Consider the following 20137-nt stretch of genomic DNA (forward strand, 5'->3'; position numbering starts at 1 on the left):
CTAGGTTCCTTCAGGCGATGCGGGTGTCGGTGGCCGCGTCATCGGACGCGGCGGAGAGTGGGGGAGCGGAGCGGGCCGATGCGGGCGTGGACCGGCGCGCGGGCTGGTCCTGACCGGGCGCACCCTGACCGCCAGCGTTCTGGCCCCCCGCGTTCTGGCCCCCCGCGTTCTGGCCCCAAGCGTTCTGGCCAGCGCCGTTCTGGCCGGCGCTGGAGCTCCAGTCTGCCGCACCGCCACCGACGCTCGCCTGGCCGAGCTTCAGCCCGCGGTCGGCGGCGGCGGCGGCAAGCTGCGGCTGCGCGTCGGCGATCAGCGTGCGCGTTTCCGGGTTGGCCGCGCTGAAATGGACGTGCACCTGGTCGCCGTCGCGCCGCACCTGCAGATCGACGGGGCCGAGCGCATCGGGGATGACGCGGATGCTCGTGCTGGTCGCATCCGCCGCGTCGCGCAGCGCCTCGATCTGCTCGGCCATGCGCGTCGGCCAGCCGGATTGGCTCATGTCGAAGCCCGCGCCCTGCGCGGCTGCCACCGGCACCGCCTGCGCCACGGCCGAGCCGGCGAGCATCGCGGCGACCATCGGGTCGTGGTCTTCCCCGGCGCCCTGCGCAGAGGCAGCCGCGGGCCCGGCGGCGGCATGCAGCGCGGCGGCGAACACCCGCCCGGCCGCGCCGCTCGCCAGCATCGGCTGCGGGAGGAACTGGACGGCAGGCGTCACGGGCGGCGGCGCGGCGGCGGCTCTGACCGACGCGCTGGCCGGTCCGCCCGCCGGCGCAGCGGCGACCGGCACCATCGGTGCGGGCGCGACCGGGACGGCAGCACTGACGGCGATCACCGGCGTCGGCGCTGCGCCCTGTGGCGTCGCGGCGATCGGATCGGCGATCGGCATGGTGCCTGAAGGGGGTATGATCGGATTACCGGGCCGCGACGCGATGGTGGCGCCCGGCGCTGTCGGACCCGGCAGCCCAGCGGCCGCCGTGGTCGTGGCGGTCGCCGCGATCGGGTCGGCCGGAGCGAGGGGCGCCAAAGCCAGCGGTACCGGTGCGGCAGCGCGGGGCGTGTCCACCGATGATGCGGCGATGGACGGCGCCACGCCGGTCGTAGCTGCGCCGGTCGCAGGTGGGCCGATCGCCGCCGTCGCGGTCTGAGCATACCCCGATCGACTGAGGGCCGCCGGCTGATCCCCTGCCGATGTGTCCGTGAGCGCCGGGATCGGGGTCGGCGTTGACGGTACCGACATCGCCGGGACGAGCGCCGCGGCGTCAAGCGCCGCGTCGACTGGCGTCGCGCGCGCCTCCGTCGAAGCATCATCGTCGCTGGCGATCGTCGGCGCGGCGGTGCCCGGCCGGCTGGCGGGCCCGGCCGGCGCAGGTGCCCAGGGGTTCGGCGAACGGGCGAGGAGGATCGTGCCGGTGTCCGTCGCCGCCGTCACCATGGGCATCGGCGACCCCGCCTCCCGTGCCGGAACGACCCGCGGCGGGACCGGAACCGCTGCCGGTGGCACGGTCGAAAGGTCGGGGACACTCGCGCTGCTGTCGTCGACCGGAGCGGCGGTGCTGCCCATCTGGTCGGCAAGCGCGACGGCGCTGATCGAGGCGGGGAGGGGGGTCTTGCCGGCTGGGATCGGTCGTGCGGGTGCCGCTGTGGCGGCAGGTGGGACCGCGTCGGTGGAGGTCGGGGCCGAGGGCGCAATCGCCGGGGTGACGGCGTCGTCCCGGTGACCGGCGGTCGTACGTGGCGGGACGAAGGCCAGGGTGTCCGTGGTCGGCACCGGATCGCTCGACGTCGCGCCGACAGACGTAGACGCTGCAGCGGGTGGTGCCGACGCAGGCGAGGCGGTGCGGGTCGGGGACACCGCGGCCGCACCCGGCGGAACCGCGCTCGCTACCCCGGCGCTTGCGGGAGCAGGCTCGGAACGTTGAGGTGGGGCAGAACCGAGGGCAACCGGGGCGACCGGGCCTGATGTTCCGGGATCCAAGCCGGTCGGAGCTTGATGCGACGAGGGCAGCACTTGCGTCATCGCCGGCAGGGTCGTGTCCGCGCCCGGGGTTGCGATCGAGGCCACGGCCGGTGCGTCCAATCCGGCGCTCAGGAGTCCGCTCTGCGTCGGGGACCGGTCGGCGGCAACGGCGTCGGTCGGCGAAGCGGTGATGTCGGAGGAAGGCGCCCTTCTGGCCGGCACGGTCAATCCCACCACGGTGGTCGGCGGTGTCGGCGCCGCCACGATCGAGGCGTCCTGCGGCAGCGGCGGCGACGCGGCGATGGTAGCGGCGCCCGGCGAGGTTGGGGCTGAGGCTGAGGCTGAGGCTGGGGCTGGGGCTGGAGCTGGGGCTTCAAGCGTAGTCGCGACCGCAACAGGAGCATCGGCCGTAACATCGTCGGACGTGGCGACGGTCGCAGGGGTCGGCTCGGCGCTGATGGCGGGCGCCGGCTGGTGCGGTTCCGGACCGGCCGACGGCATCGTCGTGGGCGCGGTCGCTGCACCGGCAGTGTAGCGAGGCGGAGTGGTCGCGATCGGCTGGGCGTCCGCGGGCGACGGTACCGGCTCCGCCACGCTCGAGGCGGCCGGGGCGACAGGGGCGGCGGGCCCAGCAAGGGCGGCTGCCGTGACGGCGACCGCGGCGCCCGGCTGTGCTACGAGCGAGCCTCCCGGCGTGGGTACGCCAGACGCGGCCGGAGCGGCGAAACGGGCGGCCTCCGCAGGCGACGCGGCAACCGGCGCGGTCGTGACCAGCATCGCCGCCGGCAAGTCGATGCCGCTCCCGGCAGCCGCCTGCCGACCGGCACCGACGACGAGTCCCGGGCTCTGCGCGGGCAGCAGGTCGGCGAACAGCGTTCCGGCCGTCGCCCCGGCGCCCACGCCCTTCGTCCCGGCCGCGCGGACAGACCCGGCGGACGGCGTCGCGGCGGTGGACAGCAGGGTGGACAGCGACGGCATGGAGGACGGGTCTCGCGGGGCAGGAATATCAGGCTGTGACTAGCAAGGCTCGTGCCGGTTGCGCCGGCCGCCGGGCGGCGCGTCCTCATGCTTGCGGGCTTCCTTGGCCGCCTCCTCCGCGCGGGCGCGTTCGAGCAGCTTCTCGGTCGCGGTTCGGTCGCGCAGCGCGGCGCGGGTAGCGAGGCGGCTGCGCTCGAGCTGCAGCTCCGCGGTTTGAACGCGGACGGCGGCGTTCGCGGCCGAGGCCTGGAGGCGTTCGCGGAACACCGCCGCCGCGCCGAGCGATGCCGCAGTCGCGAGCGGAACCGGCTGCGGCGCCACCGCCGCGGCGAGGCCGGCGATGCGATCGTGCAGGTCCGCCTCCGACGCGGCCTTGTCGCGGGCGCGGACCTCGTCCGCCTGCGCGAGCCGGGCCTGAACCTCGCGCACGCGGTGGATTCGCGCGAGGCGATCCGCGTCAGCCACCGGAGTCAGCCATCGGGGTCAGGCATCGCCGAACACGCCGACGAGCTCGGCCACCGACGTTGCCAGGTCCACCGTCTCGTCGGCGTCCTGGCGGATGTACTGGAGGATCGCGCCGTGGCAGGCGAGCGCGCGGTCGACGGCCGGGTCCGCGCCCGAGCGATAGGCGCCCATCAGCACCAGGTCGCGGTTCTCCTCGTACGTCGACAGGTGCCGTCGCAGCACGCGCGCGGCGGCGAGGTGGGGCCGGTCCGCAATGTCGGTCATCACCCGGCTGACCGAGGGACCGAGGTCGATCGCCGGATAGACGCCGCGCTCCGCGAGCTTGCGCGACAGCACGATATGCCCGTCGAGGATCGAGCGCGCCGCGTCCACCACCGGGTCGTTGCCGTCGTCGCCGTCCGCCAGCACGGTGTAGATGGCGGTGATCGACCCGCCGCTCGCGACGCAGGTGCCCGCGCGCTCGATCAGATTGGGCAGCATTGCGATCGCGGACGGGGGATAGCCGCGCGCGGAGGCGGGCTCGCCCAGTGCCAGCCCGATCTCGCGCCCCGCATGCGCGACGCGGGTGAGCGAATCGATGATGAGCAGGACCTTCCTGCCCTCGGCGCGGAAGGCTTCGGCGATGGCGGTGGCGCGCAGCGCGCCGCGGATCCGCAGCACCGGCGAGTGGTTGGCGGGCACCGCCACCACCACCGCGCGCTCGCGCGCCGCGCCGGCGACCTTGGTCTCGAGGAAGTCGGCGACCTCGCGGCTGCGCTCGCCGATCAGGCCGACGACGACCACATCGGCCTCCGCCGCGCGCACCATCATGCCCAGCAGCACCGACTTGCCGACGCCCGAGCCCGCCATGATTCCCACGCGCTGCCCCTGGCCGATCGTGAGCAGCCCGTTGATCGCGCGCACGCCCACGTCCATCGGTTTCAGCACGCGCCCGCGGTCGAGCGGCGACTGCAGCTTGCCGGCGAGCGGCCAGGCGGTCGCGCCACGGATCGGGCCGAGCCCGTCGATCGGCCGCCCGGAGCCGTCGATCACGCGGCCGAGCAGCACCGCGCCGACCTGCGCCTCGCCAGGGGACCCAAGCGGTCGTACCGGCGCCTGCGGCAGCAGCGGCGCCGGGCCGCCCAGGTTCATCATCAGCGTTCGGCCGTTCCGGAAGCCGATCACCTCGGCTTCCACACTGCCTGCTCCCCCATTCTCGTCGGCACCGATCGAGCACACCGTGCCGACCGGCAGCGACAGCCCGACCGCCTCCATCAGCAGCCCGTCGCAGGACGACAGGCGGCCGGAGATCGCGGCCTTGGGCGCGAACGCCGCCTCCGCCATCCCGCCGAGATAATCGGCCGCGAACCGGTTCAGCATGGCGCCTGCGAACGATGCGAAGGCACCGCGACCCGGTCCACCGCCTGCGCGAGCTGGTCGAGCCATAGCCCCGGCCCATCCTCGACGATCGTGGAGGCGGTCTCCAGCACGAAGCTGCCGCGCGCGACCGCCGGGTCGCCGGCGGCGAACACCGTGTCGGGCAGGCGACCCGACAGCAGCGCCACGTCGTCGGGGTGGACACGCAGCAGCGCCGATTCGGCCTTGTCCGACAGATGATCCACCGCCGCGGCGATGCGTCCGGCGAGCAGATCGGGCGACACGCCCGCCTCGCCCACCACCTTGCCGACCAGCAGCAGCACCGTCTGGCGCAGTTGCGCGGCGAGCGCGTCGCGGTCGATCGCGCCGCCGGTCGCCAGCTGGTCGACGAGCCCGGCGAGCAGCGCCCGGTCGCGCTCCCCCGCTTGCGTCACCGCGGCGGCCATCGTCTCCTGCGCGACGGCCAGCCCCTCGGCATAGCCGGCGGCGCGCGCCTGGGCGACGTGATCCACGCTCGGCCCGGACCCTGCGAGCGACGGATCGGGCAGCGTCGGGTCGAGCGGGTCCCAGCCTTCCGTCGGGTTCTGCGAGCGATCGGCGGGAGCGTAATGGCGGGGGCCGGGCTTGCCGGGCGCCTGCGGGGAAAAGGAGGTCGGCGTCGCGGGGCGCGGAGCCGGCGCCGTGATCCGATCGCGGACGTCCACCGCCGCGAACCCGTCGCCGGTCGTGAACGCGCGCGCGAGGACGGGCGCCGACACCTCGTGCCGCGCGGAGAAGCCCGCGACGAACCCTGACGCCGGTGCGGGAAACTCAGACATAATCGTCGTCGCCGCCGCCCATCTGGAGCGTGCCGTCCTTGGCGAGCTGGCGCGCGACGCCGATGATGACCTTCTGCGCATCGAGCACTTCCGACAGCTTCATCGGCCCGCGTGCTTCCATCTCGTCGCGGATACCGTCGGCGGCGCGCGCGGACATGCAGCCGAGGAACCGGCCTCGCGCACTCTCGTCCACGCCCTTCAGCGCGCGGGTCAGGGCGTCGGTGTCGACGTTGCGGATCAGGATGCCGAGGTTCTTGTCGTCCATCTCCAGCAGGTTGTCGAAGACGAACAACGCCTCCTCGATCTGCCGGGCGACGTCCTTGTCGATCTTGAACAGCTTGGGCATCACGCGCTGCTCGGTCGCCTTGCGCGCGCCCGACAGGATACGCGCAGCCTCGCGCGTGCCGCCCAGGGTGACGCCCCCGCCCATCCTGCCCCCCTGCGACCCGCCGCCCGCGCGCGCGGCCAGCATCGAGCGCAGCGTCTCCACCGCCTCCGGCGTGATCGGTCCCAGCCGTGCGATGCGATGGAGGATGTCGGGCTGGATCGCGTCGGGCAGCAGTTCGAGCACCTGGCTCGCGACCGATCCGTCGAGGTTGGCGATCAGCACCGCGGCGATCTGCGGATGCTCCTTGTCGAGCACCGCGGCGATGTCGTGCGCGTCCATCCAGTCGAGCAGGTCGATCTGGCACGCCGCCTCGGGCGGCGTGATGCGCGCGAGCACGCTGTCCGCCTTCGCCGAGCCGAGCGCGCGCGTCATCGCCGCCTCGATCTGCGGGCGGGGGTTGAAGGTGATGCCGGTCCGCTCGCGCGCGCGGCCGACGAAATCGTCCAACACGTCCTCCACCTCGCGTTCGGAGACGTCGGCGACCTTGAACATAGCGCTTCCGAGCTGGCGCACCTCCTCGGGATCGAGCTTCTGAAGGATGGCGGCGGCCTCGTCCTCGCCGACCAGCATCATCAGCACGGCGGCGCGCTCGACGCCGGTGTAGTTGCGCGCGGCCTCGACGCTCATTTGGCCTCCGCGCGGATCATGTCGCGGACGGCCAGCGCCGCGCGCGCGGGGTTGTCGCGGGTGAAGCCACGCACCGCGCCGACCCGCTCGTCGAAGCTGCTCGACGTCTCGATCTGCTCGAGCGTCACCGGCGGCAGGATCGCAGCGCCGACCTCGTCACTGCCAGTGCCGTCGGCCGCGCCGATCGGTTTGCCGGCCGGGCCATCCAAGGCGCCCGCTGCCTGTTTCTTGCCGATCGTCTTGAGCAGCGGGCGCACGCCCAGCATCAGCACCATCAGCGCGATCGCGATCGCGGTCACGTTGCGCGCCAGCATCGGCAGCCAGCTGTTGTCGTACCATGGCCGCTTGATGTCGGTCACGTCCGTGCCCGCGAACTTGCGGCTGACGACGATGACGTTGTCGTTGCGCGCCTGGTCGAAACCGACCGCGCTCTTCACCAGCTCGGTGATCTGCGTGACTTCGGCGGGCGTGCGCTTGCCCTTCTCGGGATCGCGCAGCAGCACGGCGACCGACAGGCGCTTGACGCCGCCCGGCGCGGCGCGGGTGACGGACACCTCGCGCCCCAGGTCATAGGCGCGCTGATAGCTGTCCGATTGCTTCGCCGGATCGGGCGCGGCGCCGCCGGCGACAGGAGTGCCCGAGGGCGCACCGGCGGCGGGCGTGCCGGGGGCGGGCACCGCGGTCGGCTGCTGCACGCTGCTCGCGGCGGGCGGCGTGTTGGACAGCGCGCCGGGGATGCCGCCGGGCGCGGTCGCATCCTTCTGGTTGCCGATCCAATTGCCCGTCTCGGCGCGCAGCGCGCCTGTCTTGTCGTAGCTTTCGCGCGTGGCCTGCGTCTCGTCCAGGTTGACGTCGGCCTGCACCTGCGCGGTAAAGTTGCCCGCGCCGACGAGCGGGGTGAGAAGCTGCACCACCTGCTCGCGCACCTTGTCCTCGGTGCGGCGCTGGACGTTCAGCCGCTCCTCGCCCGCATTGTCGCCCGCGCCGCCCGTCTTGGTCAGAAGCGTGCCCATCTGATCGACGACCGCCACCGCATCGGGCTTCATGCCGGGCACGGACGAGGCGACGAGGTTGACGATCGAGCGCACCTGCGCGTCGTCCAGGCTGCGCCCGGCGTTGAGCTTCACCATCACCGACGCCGACGGGCTGGCGCTGTCGCGGACGAACACGCTCGTCTCCGGCATCGCGAGGTGCACGCGCGCGTCGGCGACCGAGTCGATCTCCTCGATCGAGCGGGCAAGCTCGGTCTCGCGCGCCTGGCGGAGGCGCTCGCCCTCGACGGCGCGGCTGACGCCCATCGGCAGCTGATCGAGGATCGCGTAGCCGCCGGGCGCCGCCTTGGGCAGGCCCTGGCCCGCCAGCAGCATGCGCGCGCGGCTGAAATCGTCCTCGCCCACCGTCAGCGCGCCGGTGCCCTCGTCCAGGTGGTTCTTGATGTTCGCCTGGTCGAGCGCGGCGACGACGGCGGATTTGTCCGCATCGGGCAGCCCGGTGAACAGCGTCTTCTGCGTCGGTGTCGACAAGGTCATCCAGGCGAGCGCGGCGGCGCCGATCAGGCCGATCAGCAGCGCCATCGGCAGCGAGCGGCGGATCGCGGGCTGCGCGAGCACGCCCTGGATCTGGCGCAACGGGTTGGCGAACCGCTCGGGCACGAGCGTGCTGCCGGGGAGGGGCGAGGGGAGCCCGTTGGAGGGGATGAGCGCGCTCATGTCAGACCGGCATGCTCATGATGTCCTTGTACGCGGACAGGAGCTTGTTCCTGACCTGCAGCGTCGCCTCGAAGCCGACCGACGCCTGCTGGCGGGCGAGCATCACCTTGGCGATGTCGACCGTTTCGCCGCGCTCGTACGATTCCGACACCTTGTCCGCCTGCACCTCGCCGGCGTTCACTTGGGCGAGCGCCTGGCTCATCGTGTCGGTGAAGCTGGCGGCGGGCGCGGCGGTGGTCGTGGTGAGGGCTGTGGCCGGTGCCGCGACGCCGACGGCATTGGCGCGGCCGAGTGCCTGGTTCTGCTCCAGGATCTGCGCACGCAGCGCCATCACCCGGTCGATCCCGCCCGCACTGCCGATGCTTGAGACGCTCATGCCGCACCCGCCTGGCTGAACCGGGCGAAGTCCTCACCCCCAGCGCGGACACGCGCGAAATCCTCACCCCCAGCGCGGACACGCGCGAAATCCTCACCCTGTTCGCGCGCCTTGGCAAGGCGGTAGCGGAGCGTCCGTTCGGAGATGCCGAGCCGCCGCGCGGTCTCGATCCGGCTGCCGCCGCATGCACGCAACGTCTCGCGGATCGCGGCGAACTCGCTGATCTGGACGACCTTGCCCAGCGTCCCGTCGTGCTCCGGCGACGGGAATTGTAGCACGGAGGAGGCCGGCGTCGGCGCGGTCGCCATCGGCCGGTCGAACACGATGTGGCTCGCCTCGATCGTGTCGCTCGCGCAGAACAGCAGCGCGCGCTGGATCACGTTCTCGAGCTCGCGCACGTTGCCGGGCCAATCGTGCGCTATCAGTGCGTCCACCGCGTCGCGCGTCGGCCAGGGGACGGACTTGCGGGTGCCGGCGTGGCGCAGCAGCATCGTCGCGGCGAGCGCGGGGATGTCCTGCGGCCGCTCGGCGAGCGGGCGCGTCATCAGCGGGAAGACGGACAGGCGGTAATAGAGATCGGCGCGGAACCGGCCGGCGGCGACTTCGCCTTGAAGATCGCGGTTGGCACAGGCGACGACGCGCACGTCGATGGCCTGGGGCGTGGTCGCGCCGATCGGCACCACCTCGCGCTCCTGCAGCACGCGCAGCAGCTTGGCCTGAAGGTTGAGCGGCATCTCGGCGATCTCGTCGAGCAGGATCGTGCCGCCGTGCGCCGCGCGGAAGAAGCCTTCGCCGCCCGACGAGGCGCCAGTGAACGCGCCCTTCTGATGACCGAACAGCATCGCCTCCAGCATCGATTCGGGCAGCGCGGCGCAGTTGATCGCGATGAACGGGCCGTCGCGGCGCGGCGAGTTGTTGTGGATCGCGCGGGCGATCACTTCCTTGCCGGTGCCCGTGGGTCCGTTGACGAGCACGGTGATGTCCGCCTGCGCCACCCGCTCGGCGAGCGCCAGCAGCGCCAGGCTCTCGGGGTCGGCGGCGGTCGGCGCGTCGGGGCCGGCGACCGCGGCGCGGACGAAGCCGTTGCCGATCGCGGCGTCGGCATGGGCGAAGGCGATCCGCGCGGGGTTGCCGTTGGTGCCGGGCACCATGCGCGGGGCCTCGCCCGCGTTCGCGTCGACGTCGCCCACCACCACGCTGCGCGCAGGCGCCGTGACCGGCTCGCCATCCGTCAGCAGGTGCATGTCGGCACGTTCACCCTCGCCGGCGATCGCGAAGCCCTGCGCGCGCAGCGACGACACCAGCGCGTAGCGGCGTGCCAGAACGGTCTTGGACGGAAGGATCGAACGCATGCGGGTCCCCTTGGATGCGAGGGGAATGCGGCCCGAGTGGTTAAACGATCGCTAAGGGGCCAAAATGGGCGGCAGAATATTTCCGCCCGCGCCGCCCGCTCTCGCGACGCGCCTGCGCGTCGTACGCGCGCGAGGAGCGTCGGACCGGACGGGCGTCGTCGATTTTCCGCTTAAGCCCGCCGCGACACGGCCGTTACCCCATCCGGCGGCTCGGCCTTCCGCTCTGGGGGCGGCGGGGAAACCGCAGAACAAACGGAGATATTCCATGACCGTGATCGCGACCAACATCTCGGCGCTGCGCGCCGCCAATGCATCCACTTCGGCCAACAACATGCTGTCGACGTCGATGCAGCGCCTGTCGACCGGCAGCCGCATCAACTCGGCGAAGGACGACGCGGCGGGCCTCGCCATCTCGTCCTCGATGACCGCGCAGATCCGCGGCATGACGCAGGGCATCCGCAACTCGAACGACGGCATCTCGATGGCGCAGACCGCCGACGGCGCGCTCGACGAGGTGACCAACATGGTCCAGCGCATCCGCGAGCTGGCGGTCCAGTCCGCGTCGGGAACCTATGGCGCCGACGACCGCGCCGACATGCAGACCGAAGTCACCGCACTCCAGACGCAGATCACCAGCACGCTGGCCGACACGAAGTTCAACGGCGTGGCGTTGTTCGACGGATCGGCAGGCTCGGTGACGATCCAGACCGGCGCGACCGCGTCCGACACGGTGGCGCTCAATCTGTCCGCCCTGACGCTGACCGGCGCGACGAGCGTCGATGTCTCGACCCAGAGCGGCGCGTCCTCGGCGCTGGCGACCCTTGACACGGCGTTGACGACAGTGAACACGAAGCGGGCCGGCCTGGGCGCCGCGGAAAGCCAGCTGACCTCGGTCGTCAACAACATGACGAGCGACGTCACCAACCTGACGGCCGCCAAGAGCCAGATCAGCGACACCGACTTCTCCGCCGAGACGGCGAACCTCGCCAAGGCGCAGATCCTGTCGCAGGCATCCACCGCCATGCTCGCGCAGGCGAACCAGAGCCAGCAGGGCGTGCTGAAGCTTCTCCAGTAATCGGGCATCGGTCCCGGCGCCGCCCCCATTTTGGGTGCCGGGGCCGATCGGACGATCGCCGGACGGGAGACACCCCGGTGGCAGCGATGCCGCCGGGGTTCTTCGCGTCCGGGCAGTTCGGGAGCGGGCAGTTCGGGAGCGGGCAGTTCACGCGGGGGCAGGCGGACCCGGCGCGACGGCGGAGCGTTGGCGGGCGGTCGCAATCGGAGAACCACGTCATGCCTACCGCCCTCGTCATCGGCGCGTCGCGCGGGCTCGGCCGCGCGCTGGCGCAGGAGCTGCACGGACGCGGCTGGCAGGTGATCGCGACAGTCCGCGACCCCGCTGCTCTGTCGCCGGAGCCGGGCCTCGACGTCGTCACGCTCGACGTGACCGACTGGGCTGGCGTGGACGCCCTGCCGGCGAAACTCGGACAGGCGCGGATCGACCTGCTGTTCGTCAACGCCGGCATCGCGCCCGATCCTGCGGCGCCGATCGGCACGGTCGACCCGGCGATCTTCGCGCAGGCGATGCTGACCAACGCCTATGCGCCGCTGCGGCTGATCGAACGGCTGGAGCCCCTGACGCGCGCGGACGCGACGGTGGCGGTGATGTCGTCGGGGCTGGGCAGCATCGCGAACAACACGACCGGCAGCTGGGAGGCGTATCGGATGACCAAGGCGGCGCTCAACACAGGGCTGAAGAGCCTGGAGGCACGCGACACGGGCAGCCGCACCTGGCTCGCCGTCGCGCCCGGCTGGGTCCGCACCGACATGGGCGGCGCGGGCGCGCCGCTGTCGATCGAGCAGTCGATTCCGGCGCTCGTCGACATGCTGGAGGCGCGGCGCGAAACCGGCGGCGCGACGTTCGTGGATTACCGGAACAGCGTGGTGGCTTGGTAGGCAGGCAGGGTGGGGTTCAACGACGCCAATCTATTCGCCCGTTCGTCCTGAGCCTGTCGAAGGACATGCCCCAAACAGTCGACCTCGTGGCATGTGCTTCGACAGGCTCAGCACGAACGGTTATTAAGCTCAGCGGTTCGAAACACGCTCCTACCGCCGCCCGCCCAGTGCCTTCTTCAGCCGGGCATGCGCCGCCGCCTTGATCTGGCACACCCGCGCCGCGCCGACGCCGATTACTTGGCCGATCTCCTCGAGGTTCAATTCCTCGACATGGTAGAGCTGGATCACCAGCGCCTCGCGCTCGGGCAGCGCGGTGATCGCGGCGATCAGCGCGTCGCGCAGTTCGCCGTGCGCGAGCTGGTCGAACGCGTCGGGCTCCTCGCTCGCGAACCAGGGCAGGTCGTCGGCATAGACGTCGTCGATCGGCTCGAAGCGGACCGCTTCGGCGGTCGCATAGTCGGTCCGTAGCTTCTCCACGGACACGCCCAGTTTCGTCGCCACCGCGGCCTCGTCGGGCGCGCGGCCGGTCTCGTGGGTCAGCACCTTCGTCGCCTCGGCGAGCGCGCGGCGGCGGCGCATCGCACCGCGCGTGGTGGTCGCCTGGCGGCGCAGTTCGTCGATCATCGCGCCGCGGATGCGGGTGACGAGATACTGGCGGTACGCGATCGCACCGCGATCCTCGGTCGCGCCGCCGCTCGCCGCCTCGACCAGCGCGATCAGTCCGACCTGCACCAGATCCTCTACGTCGACGAGCGTGCTCATCGCGCCATGGACGTGCCAGGCGAGCCGGCGCACCAGTGGCAGGTGCTGGCGCACGAGCGCCTCCGCCTCGCGCCCGGCCTTGGGGCGCGGGGTGTAGGTGAGCTGGCCAAGAACGGGTTGAGCGTCCGCGAACGTCTGGGGAGAGGGCTGCGCGGTCATGCGAGAGCCGGCTGACTGGCGCCGATCACCGCGACGACCTCGACCGACTTGTCCTCGGGCACTTCGAAGAAGCTCATGACGGGAGTATCCGGAAGGCAGGTGCGGACCAGCTTGCGGATCGCGACGCGGATCGTGGGCTGGACGACGAGCGCGAACGGCTTGGCCTCGTCGATCAGCGGCTGGGCGGCGTGGGTGAGTGCGTCGACGATGCGGCGGCCGAGATCGGGCTCGATCGCGTGGCGACGCTGGGGATCGGAGCGGACCGCCTGGCCGAGCAGCCCTTCGAGGCCGCCCTCCAGCGTCATGACGCGCAGCGGCTCGCGCACCCCGCACAGCCGGCCGATGATGAGCGGGCCGAGGTCGGGCCGGATCGCCTCGATGATCTCGTCCGGGTCCTGCGTCCGGCTCGCGACGACGCTGATCGCGGCGGCGATGCGGCGGAACTCCTTGAGCGGCACGTTCTCGGCGAGCAATCCGCGCAGCACCTGCGTCAGCACGGTCAGCGACAAGGGCGCGGGCACCAGCGCGGCGGCGAGCTGCGGCGAGCGTTCCTTGAGACCGTCGAGCAGCGACTGGACCTCGTCGGGGCCGAGCAGCTCCGCCGACTGGCTGCCCAGCGCGTGGTTGAGGTGCGTCGCCATGACGGTGCTCGGATCGACCACCAGATAGCCGGCGCCGGTCGCGGCATCCGCGTCGCCGGTCGCGATCCAGGTCGCGTCGAGGCCGAACGTCGGGTCCTTGGCCTTCTTGCCACGCAAGCTGCCGACCGCCTGGCCGGTGTCGAGCGCCAGCATCTCGTCGGGCGCGACCTGGTCCTCGCCGACGCACACGCCGCCGACCATGATGCGATAGGTATAGGGCGCGAGGTTGATGTCGTCGCGCACCCGCACCTGCGGCACCACGAAGCCCAGGTCCTTGGACAATTGCCGCCGCACCCCCGTGATCCGGCCCATCAATGGCGCGCCGCGACGCTCGTCGGCCAGCGCCACCAGGCCATAGCCGATGTCGAGGTTCACCTGCATCGCGTCCGTCACCTCGTCCCAGCCGATCTTGGCGGGGTCGGGCGCGGCGGCGACGGGCTCGGGCGGGAGCGGGCGGTTGGCGATCTTGCGCAGCCGCCATGCCATGAACCCCGCGCCCGCGGCGGCGGGCAGGATCACGAGATGCGGCATGCCAGGCAGGATACCGAGCAGCGCCAGGATCACCGCCACTGGCGTCCAGGTGCGGACCGATCCGAACTGCGTCCCGATCTGGCCGGCGAGGTCCTGTGTCGAGTTGACGCGCGTCACGATCGCGGCGGCGGCGATCGACAGCATCAGCGACGGCAACTGCGCCACCAGCGCGTCGCCGATCGCCAGCAGGATGTAGCTGTGCGCCGCCTGCGAGAAGGTGAGCCCGTGGCTGAGCGGCCCCAGGATCAGCCCGCCGATGACATTGGCGGCGAGGATCAGCAGCGCGGCGACCGCATCGCCCTTCACGAACTTGGACGATCCGTCCATCGAGCCGTAGAAATCGGCCTCGGTCGCGACCTCGACGCGGCGCACTTTGGCCTCGTCGGGCGTGATGAGGCCGGCGTTCAGGTCCGCGTCGATCGCCATCTGCTTGCCGGGCAGCGCGTCGAGCGTGAAGCGCGCGGAGACTTCGGACACGCGGCCGGCGCCCTTGGTGACGACGATCAGGTTGATGATCATCAGGATCGAGAAGACGAAGATGCCGACGACATAGTCGCCGCCGATCAGGAAGCTGCCGAACGCCTGGATGACATGGCCCGCCGCCGCCTCGCCGGTGTGGCCGTGGACCAGCACGATGCGCGTCGAGGCGACGTTGAGCGCGAGCCGGAACAGCGTCGCGAACAGCAGCACGGTCGGGAAGGCGGAGAAATCGAGCGGCTTCTGCGCGTTCAGGCTGACCATCAGCACCGCGAGGCTGATCGTGATGTTCATCACGAAAAAGACGTCTAGCATCGCGGCCGGGATCGGCACGACCATCAACGCGATGAGCAGCAGGATGCCGGCGGGCAGCGCGGCGCTGCGGAAGGGGATCTTGCCCATGGCTCAGCCCTCCATGTTCGCGAGCATCAGATACGCCAGCCGCGCGGTGCCGGGCGTCGGGCGCAGCAGGCTGCCGGTGTTGCCGGCGGCGGTGCGGAGCTGGCCGATGGTGGATTTGGCCCAGGCGACCGCGTCGTCCGCGCTTTCACCAGCGCCGCCGACGACCGTCGACCCGTCGGCGAGTGCCGCCTCGATGCTGGTGCCGGCGGGCAGCGTGCCGCTTGCGGCCGCGCCGAGCTTGTCGGCAAAGCGCGCATAGATGTCGGACAGCGACCGCGCGCTGCCGTCGGCGGCGTAGAAGACGGCGTGGTTGGCGCTCGCGGCGGCGGGGAACAGCGAGGCGCCGCTCGCCTGCGGGTTCGCGGCCATGCCGGTCAGGAACTGGCGCGCGCCGCCGAGCCCCAGGAAATGCGCCATGTACAGATCGGTGCCCGTCGCGGCGCGGCCGAGGCTCGCCTCGAGCGCGCTCTTGTTGTCGGACGCGGAGGCGGCGGCCATCAGGCTGGCGGTGCCGGGATCGTTGCGGAGCGCAAGGATCGCCTGTTTGGTCGCGCCGTCCGAGACGGACAGATGCCCGCCCGCGCCCTGGCTGATCGCGTCGGCGGCCCAGCCGAGGCCGTGTTCGGCGCCGTGCTTCTTGACGACGGACAGCCAGCTCTGGTCGATGAACTGGTACAGGCCCGATGCGGACGATGTGCCGGCATGCGCGGTCGCGTTCAGCCCGCTCTCCAGCTTCGCCTGGCCGAGCAGGTAAGAAAAATCGACGCCCGTCGTCCGCGCGGCGGTCGCGATCGCCGACTGGATGCCACCCGCGGCGGATGCAAGAACCGAACTGACGCCCACGAAACCCCTGCCGGCAATGAGCCACCGATGGGCGGCTCCGTCAGGAATGGACTAGCAAGGGGCGTGCCAGGCGAATCGTCACCCCGGGCTTGACCCGGGGTCCCGCTATTTCTTCTGAAGCACGAGGAAGAAGCGGGACCCCGGCTCAACGCCGGGGTGACGGGAGGGGATCAGGCGTAGGCCGCAATCACGCCGCGGCTGTACGCGTTGCCGCGGTCGCCGGTCAGGATCTGCAGGCGGCGGCGGACATTTGCCGCCAGCAGGTTGACGTAGATGCGGCACGTCTCGTTCAACCGGTCCGCCTCGTCCGCCAGCTCGCGCAGCTCGGGTCCCGCGGGGCCGTCGCCGAGCGTCCGGACCTCCTCGATCGCGGCGAGCTTCGCGCCGGTCGCGCGTTCCAGCGCCGCGACATCGTTGGATTTCAGCGCATCGATCTCGCCGTGGAGCGACTCGATGACACGGATCAGCGCATCACGCCTAGTCCTGGGACTTGGGGTCATCTGACATCCATTCGTAGCGGAACGACAGCATCTGGTCGGCGATGGTCGCCGGCAGGATCGGGAAGGTCCCGTTGGCGAGCGCGGCCTTGATCCGGTCGACCCTGTCGGTGTCCACGGGCGCATCCGCCGCGACCGCCTTGGAAAGGGCCGCCAGTTGCGACTGCGCGATCTGCGTCGGCGTCGATGCCGGTGTCGCGACCGGCACCGTCGCGGCAACCGGTGCGGTCCGCACCGGAGCGATGATGCGTGGATCGGCGGCTCCGCCGACCGCCGTCCCTCCCGCTGAACTGATCCCGTCCATCATGCCCATGCCCTGTGCCTGACCTCGTCGGGCGGTGAAACGGCCGGGCTGCGGCGGGCTTTAGCAATTTCTTGATGACCGGCGCGACGCGGGCGGCCGGGCCTACCACCCCGGCAGCGTCGCGCGGCCGCTGTCGACCGCCACGGCCTGGACCGGGCCCTTGGCATCGTCGACCTTGAGGAGGAAGCGCGCACCGGGCGCGGCGTCGCCCATCGCGATCCCCTCGCGCGTGATGGTGAAGCCGTCGCTGCCCGCCTCCACCAGCACCGGATCGCCGCGGTGGATCACCGGCGGCGCCTTGACGGTCATCGCCGGCACGATGCCGGGCGCGATCGGCAAGGGCGCGGCGTGGAGGATGGGGACGAACAGCCGCCACGACTGGCCGGCGTCGGCGCCCGAGCAGGTGACGACCACCGCATCATGGTTCTCGCCCCGCCACGCCATCGAGACGGTGGGGCAGGCGGCGAGCTTCAGCCGCGGGTCGACGGGCGTCCGGGCGCCGCCGTCCGCCCCGACCGGCCGGCCGGTGAACGAGGCGACCGCATGGTCGAGCGCCGCCGTGCTCTGGAAGCCGGCGGCCGCGGCCGTGGTGGCGGAGGCGAGCGACAGGCAGAGCAGGGCGGTTTTCACCGACGGCTTTGAGGCTGGCTTCATGGCTGATTCCCGGTGAAACCCACCGTCACGGTCGCGGCGCGGCGGCCGGGCGTGGTGGTGGTGGCGACGAGGATGTGGCTGGGCGCGACGTGCGCCGCGGCCAGCACGGGCGCGAGTACGGCGGCGAGCGCGCGCGCGCGATCGGCGGCGAGCACCGCGCCGCTGCCGCTTACCGGATCGACGTCGGCGGCGCTGCCGTCGGTGCCACCGGTGATGGTGAGGGTGGTACGCGGATCGCGCGCCGCGTCGCCGGCCCAGTCGAGCACCGCGCGCGGCGAGCGGGGGAGCGCGGCCGAGCCGGGCAGGAAGCCATCGATCGCGGCCGCGCCCACCGGCATCGCGCGCCTGGCGGCCGGAGCGGCCGGCCCGGCATCGCCGAACCGATCGCGCAACGCGCCCGCCAGCGCCCGGCCGTCGGTCGGATGCGCCTGCAGCAGCACGAAGAAGCCGACCAGCAGCAGCGCGAGGTCCGCGAGCGTCACCAGCCAGGTCGCGCGGGCGGGGGATCGTTCGGGGAAGTGGAAGCTCATGCCGCCATCGCCCGTCCGCCAGGCACCGGCCGAGCCTCACGCCGCGCGAGCGCCAGCAGCGGCGCGGCGAGCAGCGTCCGCTCGAACGCCTCGGCACGGGCGCGCGCCCGCAGCCGCGCGGCGATCGGCGCCGCGAGGAGGTTGGACAGCAGCGCGCCGTACAGCGTCGCCAGCAGCGCGACCGCCATCGCCGCGCCGATCGCATGCGGATCGGTCATGCTCGCGAACATGCGGACCAGGCCGACGAGCGTGCCGACCATGCCCATTGCCGGCGCGACCTCGGCGGCGCCCGCCCAGGCCTCGGCGGCGGCGCAGTGGCGTTCGACGCGCGCCTGGCGACGTTGTTCCAGCCGCTCCGCCACCGCATCGGGAGACAGCCCGTCGACGATGTCGGAGACCGCGCCGGCGAGATCGGGATCGTGGAGCACCGTCCGGTCGAGCGCCATCACGCCGTGCCGCTGTGCGATCCGCGACAGCGCGCCGATCTGGTCGACAAGTGGCTGCGCCTTGAGCGGCGCGCGCGCGAGGGTGGCGAGCGCCCGCACCGCGCGGGCGAGGTCGCGGCCCGGCGTCCGCAGCACGGCGGCCAGGATGGTGCCGCCGATCACCAGCGCGAGCGCGATCGGATCGAGGAAGGAAGCGGGGGTCATCGGCCACCGCACTGCAAGCGTCGGGCCAGTTGTGCGTGCGGCGACGGCGCTGCCGGGCTGGCGGCAAGCTTGCCGGATGGGCGGCAAGCCGTTGCCGCCCGCCTTGCCGCTCCGCCGCCGACGGGTGTCGTCGGGCTCGGATGCGGCAATTGGCACGGCCGTTGCTTTGATCTGAGCGGACCAACACTCAAGGACCTTTCGCAAGGTGGCACAGGACGCCCTGTTCGGCATTCACGCAGCAGCCCTGGAGGTGCGCTCCCAGCGCATGGGGCTGCTCGCGTCGAACATCGCCAACGCCTCCACCCCCGGGTTCAAGGCGAAGGACCTCGATTTCCAGTCGGCGCTGTCGGCTGTCGAACAGTCGACAGACACTGGCGGCACGACCGACTCCGCCATCGCGTCGGCGACCAGATACCGCCTGCCGACCGGGCCCAGCCTCGACGGCAATACGGTGGAGCTCAACGCCGAGCAGACCGCCTTCGCCGAGAACGCCGTCCAGTATCAGACGACCCTGTCGTTCCTGAACGGCCGCATCGGCGAGATGACTCGCGCGCTGAAGGGGGAATAGCATGGCCGACACGCCGCTCAGCATCTTCCAGGTCGCCGGACGCGCGATGAGCGCGCAGCTGACGCGCATGAACACTACCGCGTCCAACCTCGCCAACGCGGGCCAGGTCGCCGGCAGCGAAGCCACCGCCTACCATTCGATGAAGCCTGTGTTCCGCACCAGCTTTGACAAGGCGAGCGGCATGGCCACCGTCGACGTGGAAAGCGTCGTCTCGACGCAGGAAGCCGCCACCAAGCGCTACGATCCCTCCAATCCCGTCGCCGACAAGGACGGCAATGTCTTCGAGGCCGCCGTCGACGAGACGCGCGAGCTGGTCGACATGATGGAGACGTCGCGCGGCTACCAGAACAACGTCGAGGTGATGAACACGGCGAAATCGCTGATCCTCGACACCCTCAAGATGGGCCGCTGACCATGACCTCAATCCCCTCGACCTCCACGTTCGACTCGACGCTGTCGAGCCTCGGCATCGCCACCTCGGGCACGGCTGCGGCGAACACGGCCGTCGCCGCGTCGACGGCGACCGGCAGCACGACGCTCGGCCAGGCGGATTTCCTGAAGCTGATGACCGCACAGTTGCAGAACCAGGATCCGTTCAGCCCCGTCGACAACACCCAGATGGTCGCGCAGATGGCGCAGTTCTCGTCCGTCGCCGGCATCAGCCAGATGAACACGACGCTGACCGGCATCGCGAGCAAGCTCGGCGCCACCAGCACGTCGGACGCGCTCTCCTACGTCGGCAAGACGGTGCTGACGCAGGGATCGACCGCCTATGCGCGCACGTCGGGCGGGATCGCCGGCGCGGTGGAGCTCGACGGCGCGGCGAGCGACGTCACCGTCTCGATCAACGACGCGAGCGGCAACACGCTGAAGACGCTATCGCTGGGCGCCGAGCCGGCGGGCACCGCGACCTATGACTGGGACGGCACCACCGATGCCGGTGCCGCCGCGGGCAACGGCCCCTTCACCATATCGGTCAACGCGCAGAACAGCGGCACCGCCGTCACCAGCCGCAGCCTGGTCTGGGCGCCCGTTTCCTCCGTCTCGCTGCCCACCGGCGGCACCCCCACCCTCAACGTGACCGGGCTCGGCTCGGTCGATGTCTCCGCCGTCCGCCAGGTCGGCTGATCCACCCCA

General features: G+C 71.8%; 24 protein-coding genes. 8 read left to right on the forward strand and 16 right to left on the reverse strand.

Annotated features, from left to right (window positions below):
* Positions 1-10: 10 nt before the first annotated feature.
* The gene (locus ACFE65_RS02385; protein ID WP_375380729.1) at positions 11-886 is read right to left on the reverse strand and encodes a flagellar hook-length control protein FliK; all 876 of its coding nucleotides are present in this window, start codon (positions 884-886) and stop codon (positions 11-13) included.
* Positions 887-902: 16 nt separating this feature from the next.
* On the opposite strand from ACFE65_RS02385, the gene ACFE65_RS02390 reads away from it, so the two are divergent.
* The 3 genes from ACFE65_RS02390 to ACFE65_RS02400 all read left to right on the forward strand — a co-directional run bounded on the left by ACFE65_RS02390 (position 903) and on the right by ACFE65_RS02400 (position 2492).
* The gene (locus tag ACFE65_RS02390; RefSeq protein WP_375380730.1) at positions 903-1145 is read left to right on the forward strand and encodes a hypothetical protein; all 243 of its coding nucleotides are present in this window, start codon (positions 903-905) and stop codon (positions 1143-1145) included.
* A 51-nt stretch (positions 1146-1196) separates the two neighbouring features.
* Entirely contained in the window at positions 1197-1718 is a 522-nt protein-coding gene (locus tag ACFE65_RS02395; protein WP_375380731.1) for a hypothetical protein, read from the forward strand.
* A gap of 312 nt (positions 1719-2030) precedes the next feature.
* Positions 2031-2492 carry a hypothetical protein gene (locus ACFE65_RS02400; RefSeq protein ID WP_375380732.1) on the forward strand — a complete coding sequence of 154 codons (462 nt, stop codon included), beginning with the start codon at positions 2031-2033 and terminating at the stop codon, positions 2490-2492.
* Positions 2493-2974: 482 nt separating this feature from the next.
* Here ACFE65_RS02400 and ACFE65_RS02405 read toward each other — a convergent pair whose 3' ends face one another.
* The 7 genes from ACFE65_RS02405 to ACFE65_RS02435 are packed head-to-tail and all read right to left on the reverse strand — an operon-like array spanning position 2975 to position 10026.
* Positions 2975-3400: a hypothetical protein gene (locus ACFE65_RS02405; RefSeq protein ID WP_375380733.1), complete on the reverse strand. Its 426-nt coding sequence runs from the start codon at positions 3398-3400 to the stop codon at positions 2975-2977.
* An 18-nt stretch (positions 3401-3418) separates the two neighbouring features.
* Complete coding sequence (locus ACFE65_RS02410; protein WP_375380734.1) at positions 3419-4759, reverse strand: FliI/YscN family ATPase; 1341 nt, start codon at positions 4757-4759, stop codon at positions 3419-3421.
* Positions 4753-5574 (reverse strand): FliH/SctL family protein, encoded by an 822-nt coding sequence (locus ACFE65_RS02415; RefSeq protein ID WP_375380735.1) that lies wholly within the window; start codon positions 5572-5574, stop codon positions 4753-4755. Before ACFE65_RS02415 ends, ACFE65_RS02410 begins: the two co-directional genes overlap by 7 nt.
* Positions 5567-6589 carry a flagellar motor switch protein FliG gene (gene fliG / locus ACFE65_RS02420; protein WP_375380736.1) on the reverse strand — a complete coding sequence of 341 codons (1023 nt, stop codon included), beginning with the start codon at positions 6587-6589 and terminating at the stop codon, positions 5567-5569. The genes ACFE65_RS02415 and fliG overlap by 8 nt, the downstream gene beginning before the upstream one ends.
* On the reverse strand, positions 6586-8298 hold the full coding sequence (gene fliF, locus ACFE65_RS02425; RefSeq protein ID WP_375380737.1) for a flagellar basal-body MS-ring/collar protein FliF: 1713 nt from the start codon (positions 8296-8298) through the stop codon (positions 6586-6588). The genes fliG and fliF overlap by 4 nt, the downstream gene beginning before the upstream one ends.
* Position 8299: 1 nt before the next feature.
* The gene (fliE, locus tag ACFE65_RS02430) at positions 8300-8674 is read right to left on the reverse strand and encodes a flagellar hook-basal body complex protein FliE (RefSeq protein WP_375380738.1); all 375 of its coding nucleotides are present in this window, start codon (positions 8672-8674) and stop codon (positions 8300-8302) included.
* On the reverse strand, positions 8671-10026 hold the full coding sequence (locus ACFE65_RS02435) for a sigma-54 interaction domain-containing protein (RefSeq protein WP_375380739.1): 1356 nt from the start codon (positions 10024-10026) through the stop codon (positions 8671-8673). Before ACFE65_RS02435 ends, fliE begins: the two co-directional genes overlap by 4 nt.
* A 265-nt stretch (positions 10027-10291) precedes the next feature.
* On the opposite strand from ACFE65_RS02435, the gene ACFE65_RS02440 reads away from it, so the two are divergent.
* Positions 10292-11101: a flagellin gene (locus ACFE65_RS02440; RefSeq protein ID WP_375380740.1), complete on the forward strand. Its 810-nt coding sequence runs from the start codon at positions 10292-10294 to the stop codon at positions 11099-11101.
* Between the two features lie 218 nt (positions 11102-11319).
* The gene (locus ACFE65_RS02445) at positions 11320-11982 is read left to right on the forward strand and encodes an SDR family oxidoreductase (protein ID WP_375380741.1); all 663 of its coding nucleotides are present in this window, start codon (positions 11320-11322) and stop codon (positions 11980-11982) included.
* 150 nt (positions 11983-12132) lie between these two features.
* On the opposite strand, the gene ACFE65_RS02450 is transcribed toward ACFE65_RS02445, so the two are convergent.
* The 8 genes from ACFE65_RS02450 to ACFE65_RS02485 all read right to left on the reverse strand — a co-directional run bounded on the left by ACFE65_RS02450 (position 12133) and on the right by ACFE65_RS02485 (position 18432).
* The gene (locus ACFE65_RS02450) at positions 12133-12903 is read right to left on the reverse strand and encodes a sigma-70 family RNA polymerase sigma factor (protein WP_375380742.1); all 771 of its coding nucleotides are present in this window, start codon (positions 12901-12903) and stop codon (positions 12133-12135) included.
* Positions 12900-14954 carry a flagellar biosynthesis protein FlhA gene (flhA, locus tag ACFE65_RS02455; protein ID WP_375380743.1) on the reverse strand — a complete coding sequence of 685 codons (2055 nt, stop codon included), beginning with the start codon at positions 14952-14954 and terminating at the stop codon, positions 12900-12902. The genes ACFE65_RS02450 and flhA overlap by 4 nt, the downstream gene beginning before the upstream one ends.
* Before the next feature lie 3 nt (positions 14955-14957).
* Positions 14958-15797 carry a lytic transglycosylase domain-containing protein gene (locus ACFE65_RS02460; protein WP_375380744.1) on the reverse strand — a complete coding sequence of 280 codons (840 nt, stop codon included), beginning with the start codon at positions 15795-15797 and terminating at the stop codon, positions 14958-14960.
* Positions 15798-15967: 170 nt separating this feature from the next.
* Positions 15968-16297, reverse strand: a complete 330-nt coding sequence (locus ACFE65_RS02465) for a flagellar protein FlgN (RefSeq protein ID WP_375380745.1) — start codon at positions 16295-16297, stop codon at positions 15968-15970.
* Positions 16275-16529, reverse strand: coding sequence for a flagellar biosynthesis anti-sigma factor FlgM (gene flgM, locus ACFE65_RS02470; RefSeq protein WP_375380746.1), 255 nt, complete (start codon positions 16527-16529; stop codon positions 16275-16277). Before flgM ends, ACFE65_RS02465 begins: the two co-directional genes overlap by 23 nt.
* Before the next feature lie 171 nt (positions 16530-16700).
* Entirely contained in the window at positions 16701-17252 is a 552-nt protein-coding gene (locus ACFE65_RS02475) for a flagella basal body P-ring formation protein FlgA (protein WP_375380747.1), read from the reverse strand.
* On the reverse strand, positions 17249-17782 hold the full coding sequence (locus ACFE65_RS02480) for a hypothetical protein (protein ID WP_375380748.1): 534 nt from the start codon (positions 17780-17782) through the stop codon (positions 17249-17251). Before ACFE65_RS02480 ends, ACFE65_RS02475 begins: the two co-directional genes overlap by 4 nt.
* A complete protein-coding gene (locus ACFE65_RS02485; RefSeq protein ID WP_375380749.1) occupies positions 17779-18432 on the reverse strand; it encodes a motility protein A in 654 nt (217 codons plus the stop codon). Before ACFE65_RS02485 ends, ACFE65_RS02480 begins: the two co-directional genes overlap by 4 nt.
* 265 nt (positions 18433-18697) lie before the next feature.
* On the opposite strand from ACFE65_RS02485, the gene flgB reads away from it, so the two are divergent.
* Genes flgB through ACFE65_RS02500 form a run of 3 tightly spaced genes read left to right on the forward strand, consistent with a single transcriptional unit; the run spans position 18698 to position 20128 of the window.
* Complete coding sequence (flgB, locus tag ACFE65_RS02490; protein ID WP_375380772.1) at positions 18698-19000, forward strand: flagellar basal body rod protein FlgB; 303 nt, start codon at positions 18698-18700, stop codon at positions 18998-19000.
* A 1-nt stretch (position 19001) separates the two neighbouring features.
* Positions 19002-19412 carry a flagellar basal body rod protein FlgC gene (flgC, locus tag ACFE65_RS02495; RefSeq protein ID WP_375380750.1) on the forward strand — a complete coding sequence of 137 codons (411 nt, stop codon included), beginning with the start codon at positions 19002-19004 and terminating at the stop codon, positions 19410-19412.
* A 2-nt stretch (positions 19413-19414) separates the two neighbouring features.
* A complete protein-coding gene (locus ACFE65_RS02500) occupies positions 19415-20128 on the forward strand; it encodes a flagellar hook assembly protein FlgD (protein ID WP_375380751.1) in 714 nt (237 codons plus the stop codon).
* The last annotated feature ends 9 nt before the right edge of the window (positions 20129-20137 follow it).

This window comes from uncultured Sphingomonas sp. (genome assembly GCF_964237335.1).
Classification (GTDB): Bacteria; Pseudomonadota; Alphaproteobacteria; order Sphingomonadales; family Sphingomonadaceae; genus Sphingomonas.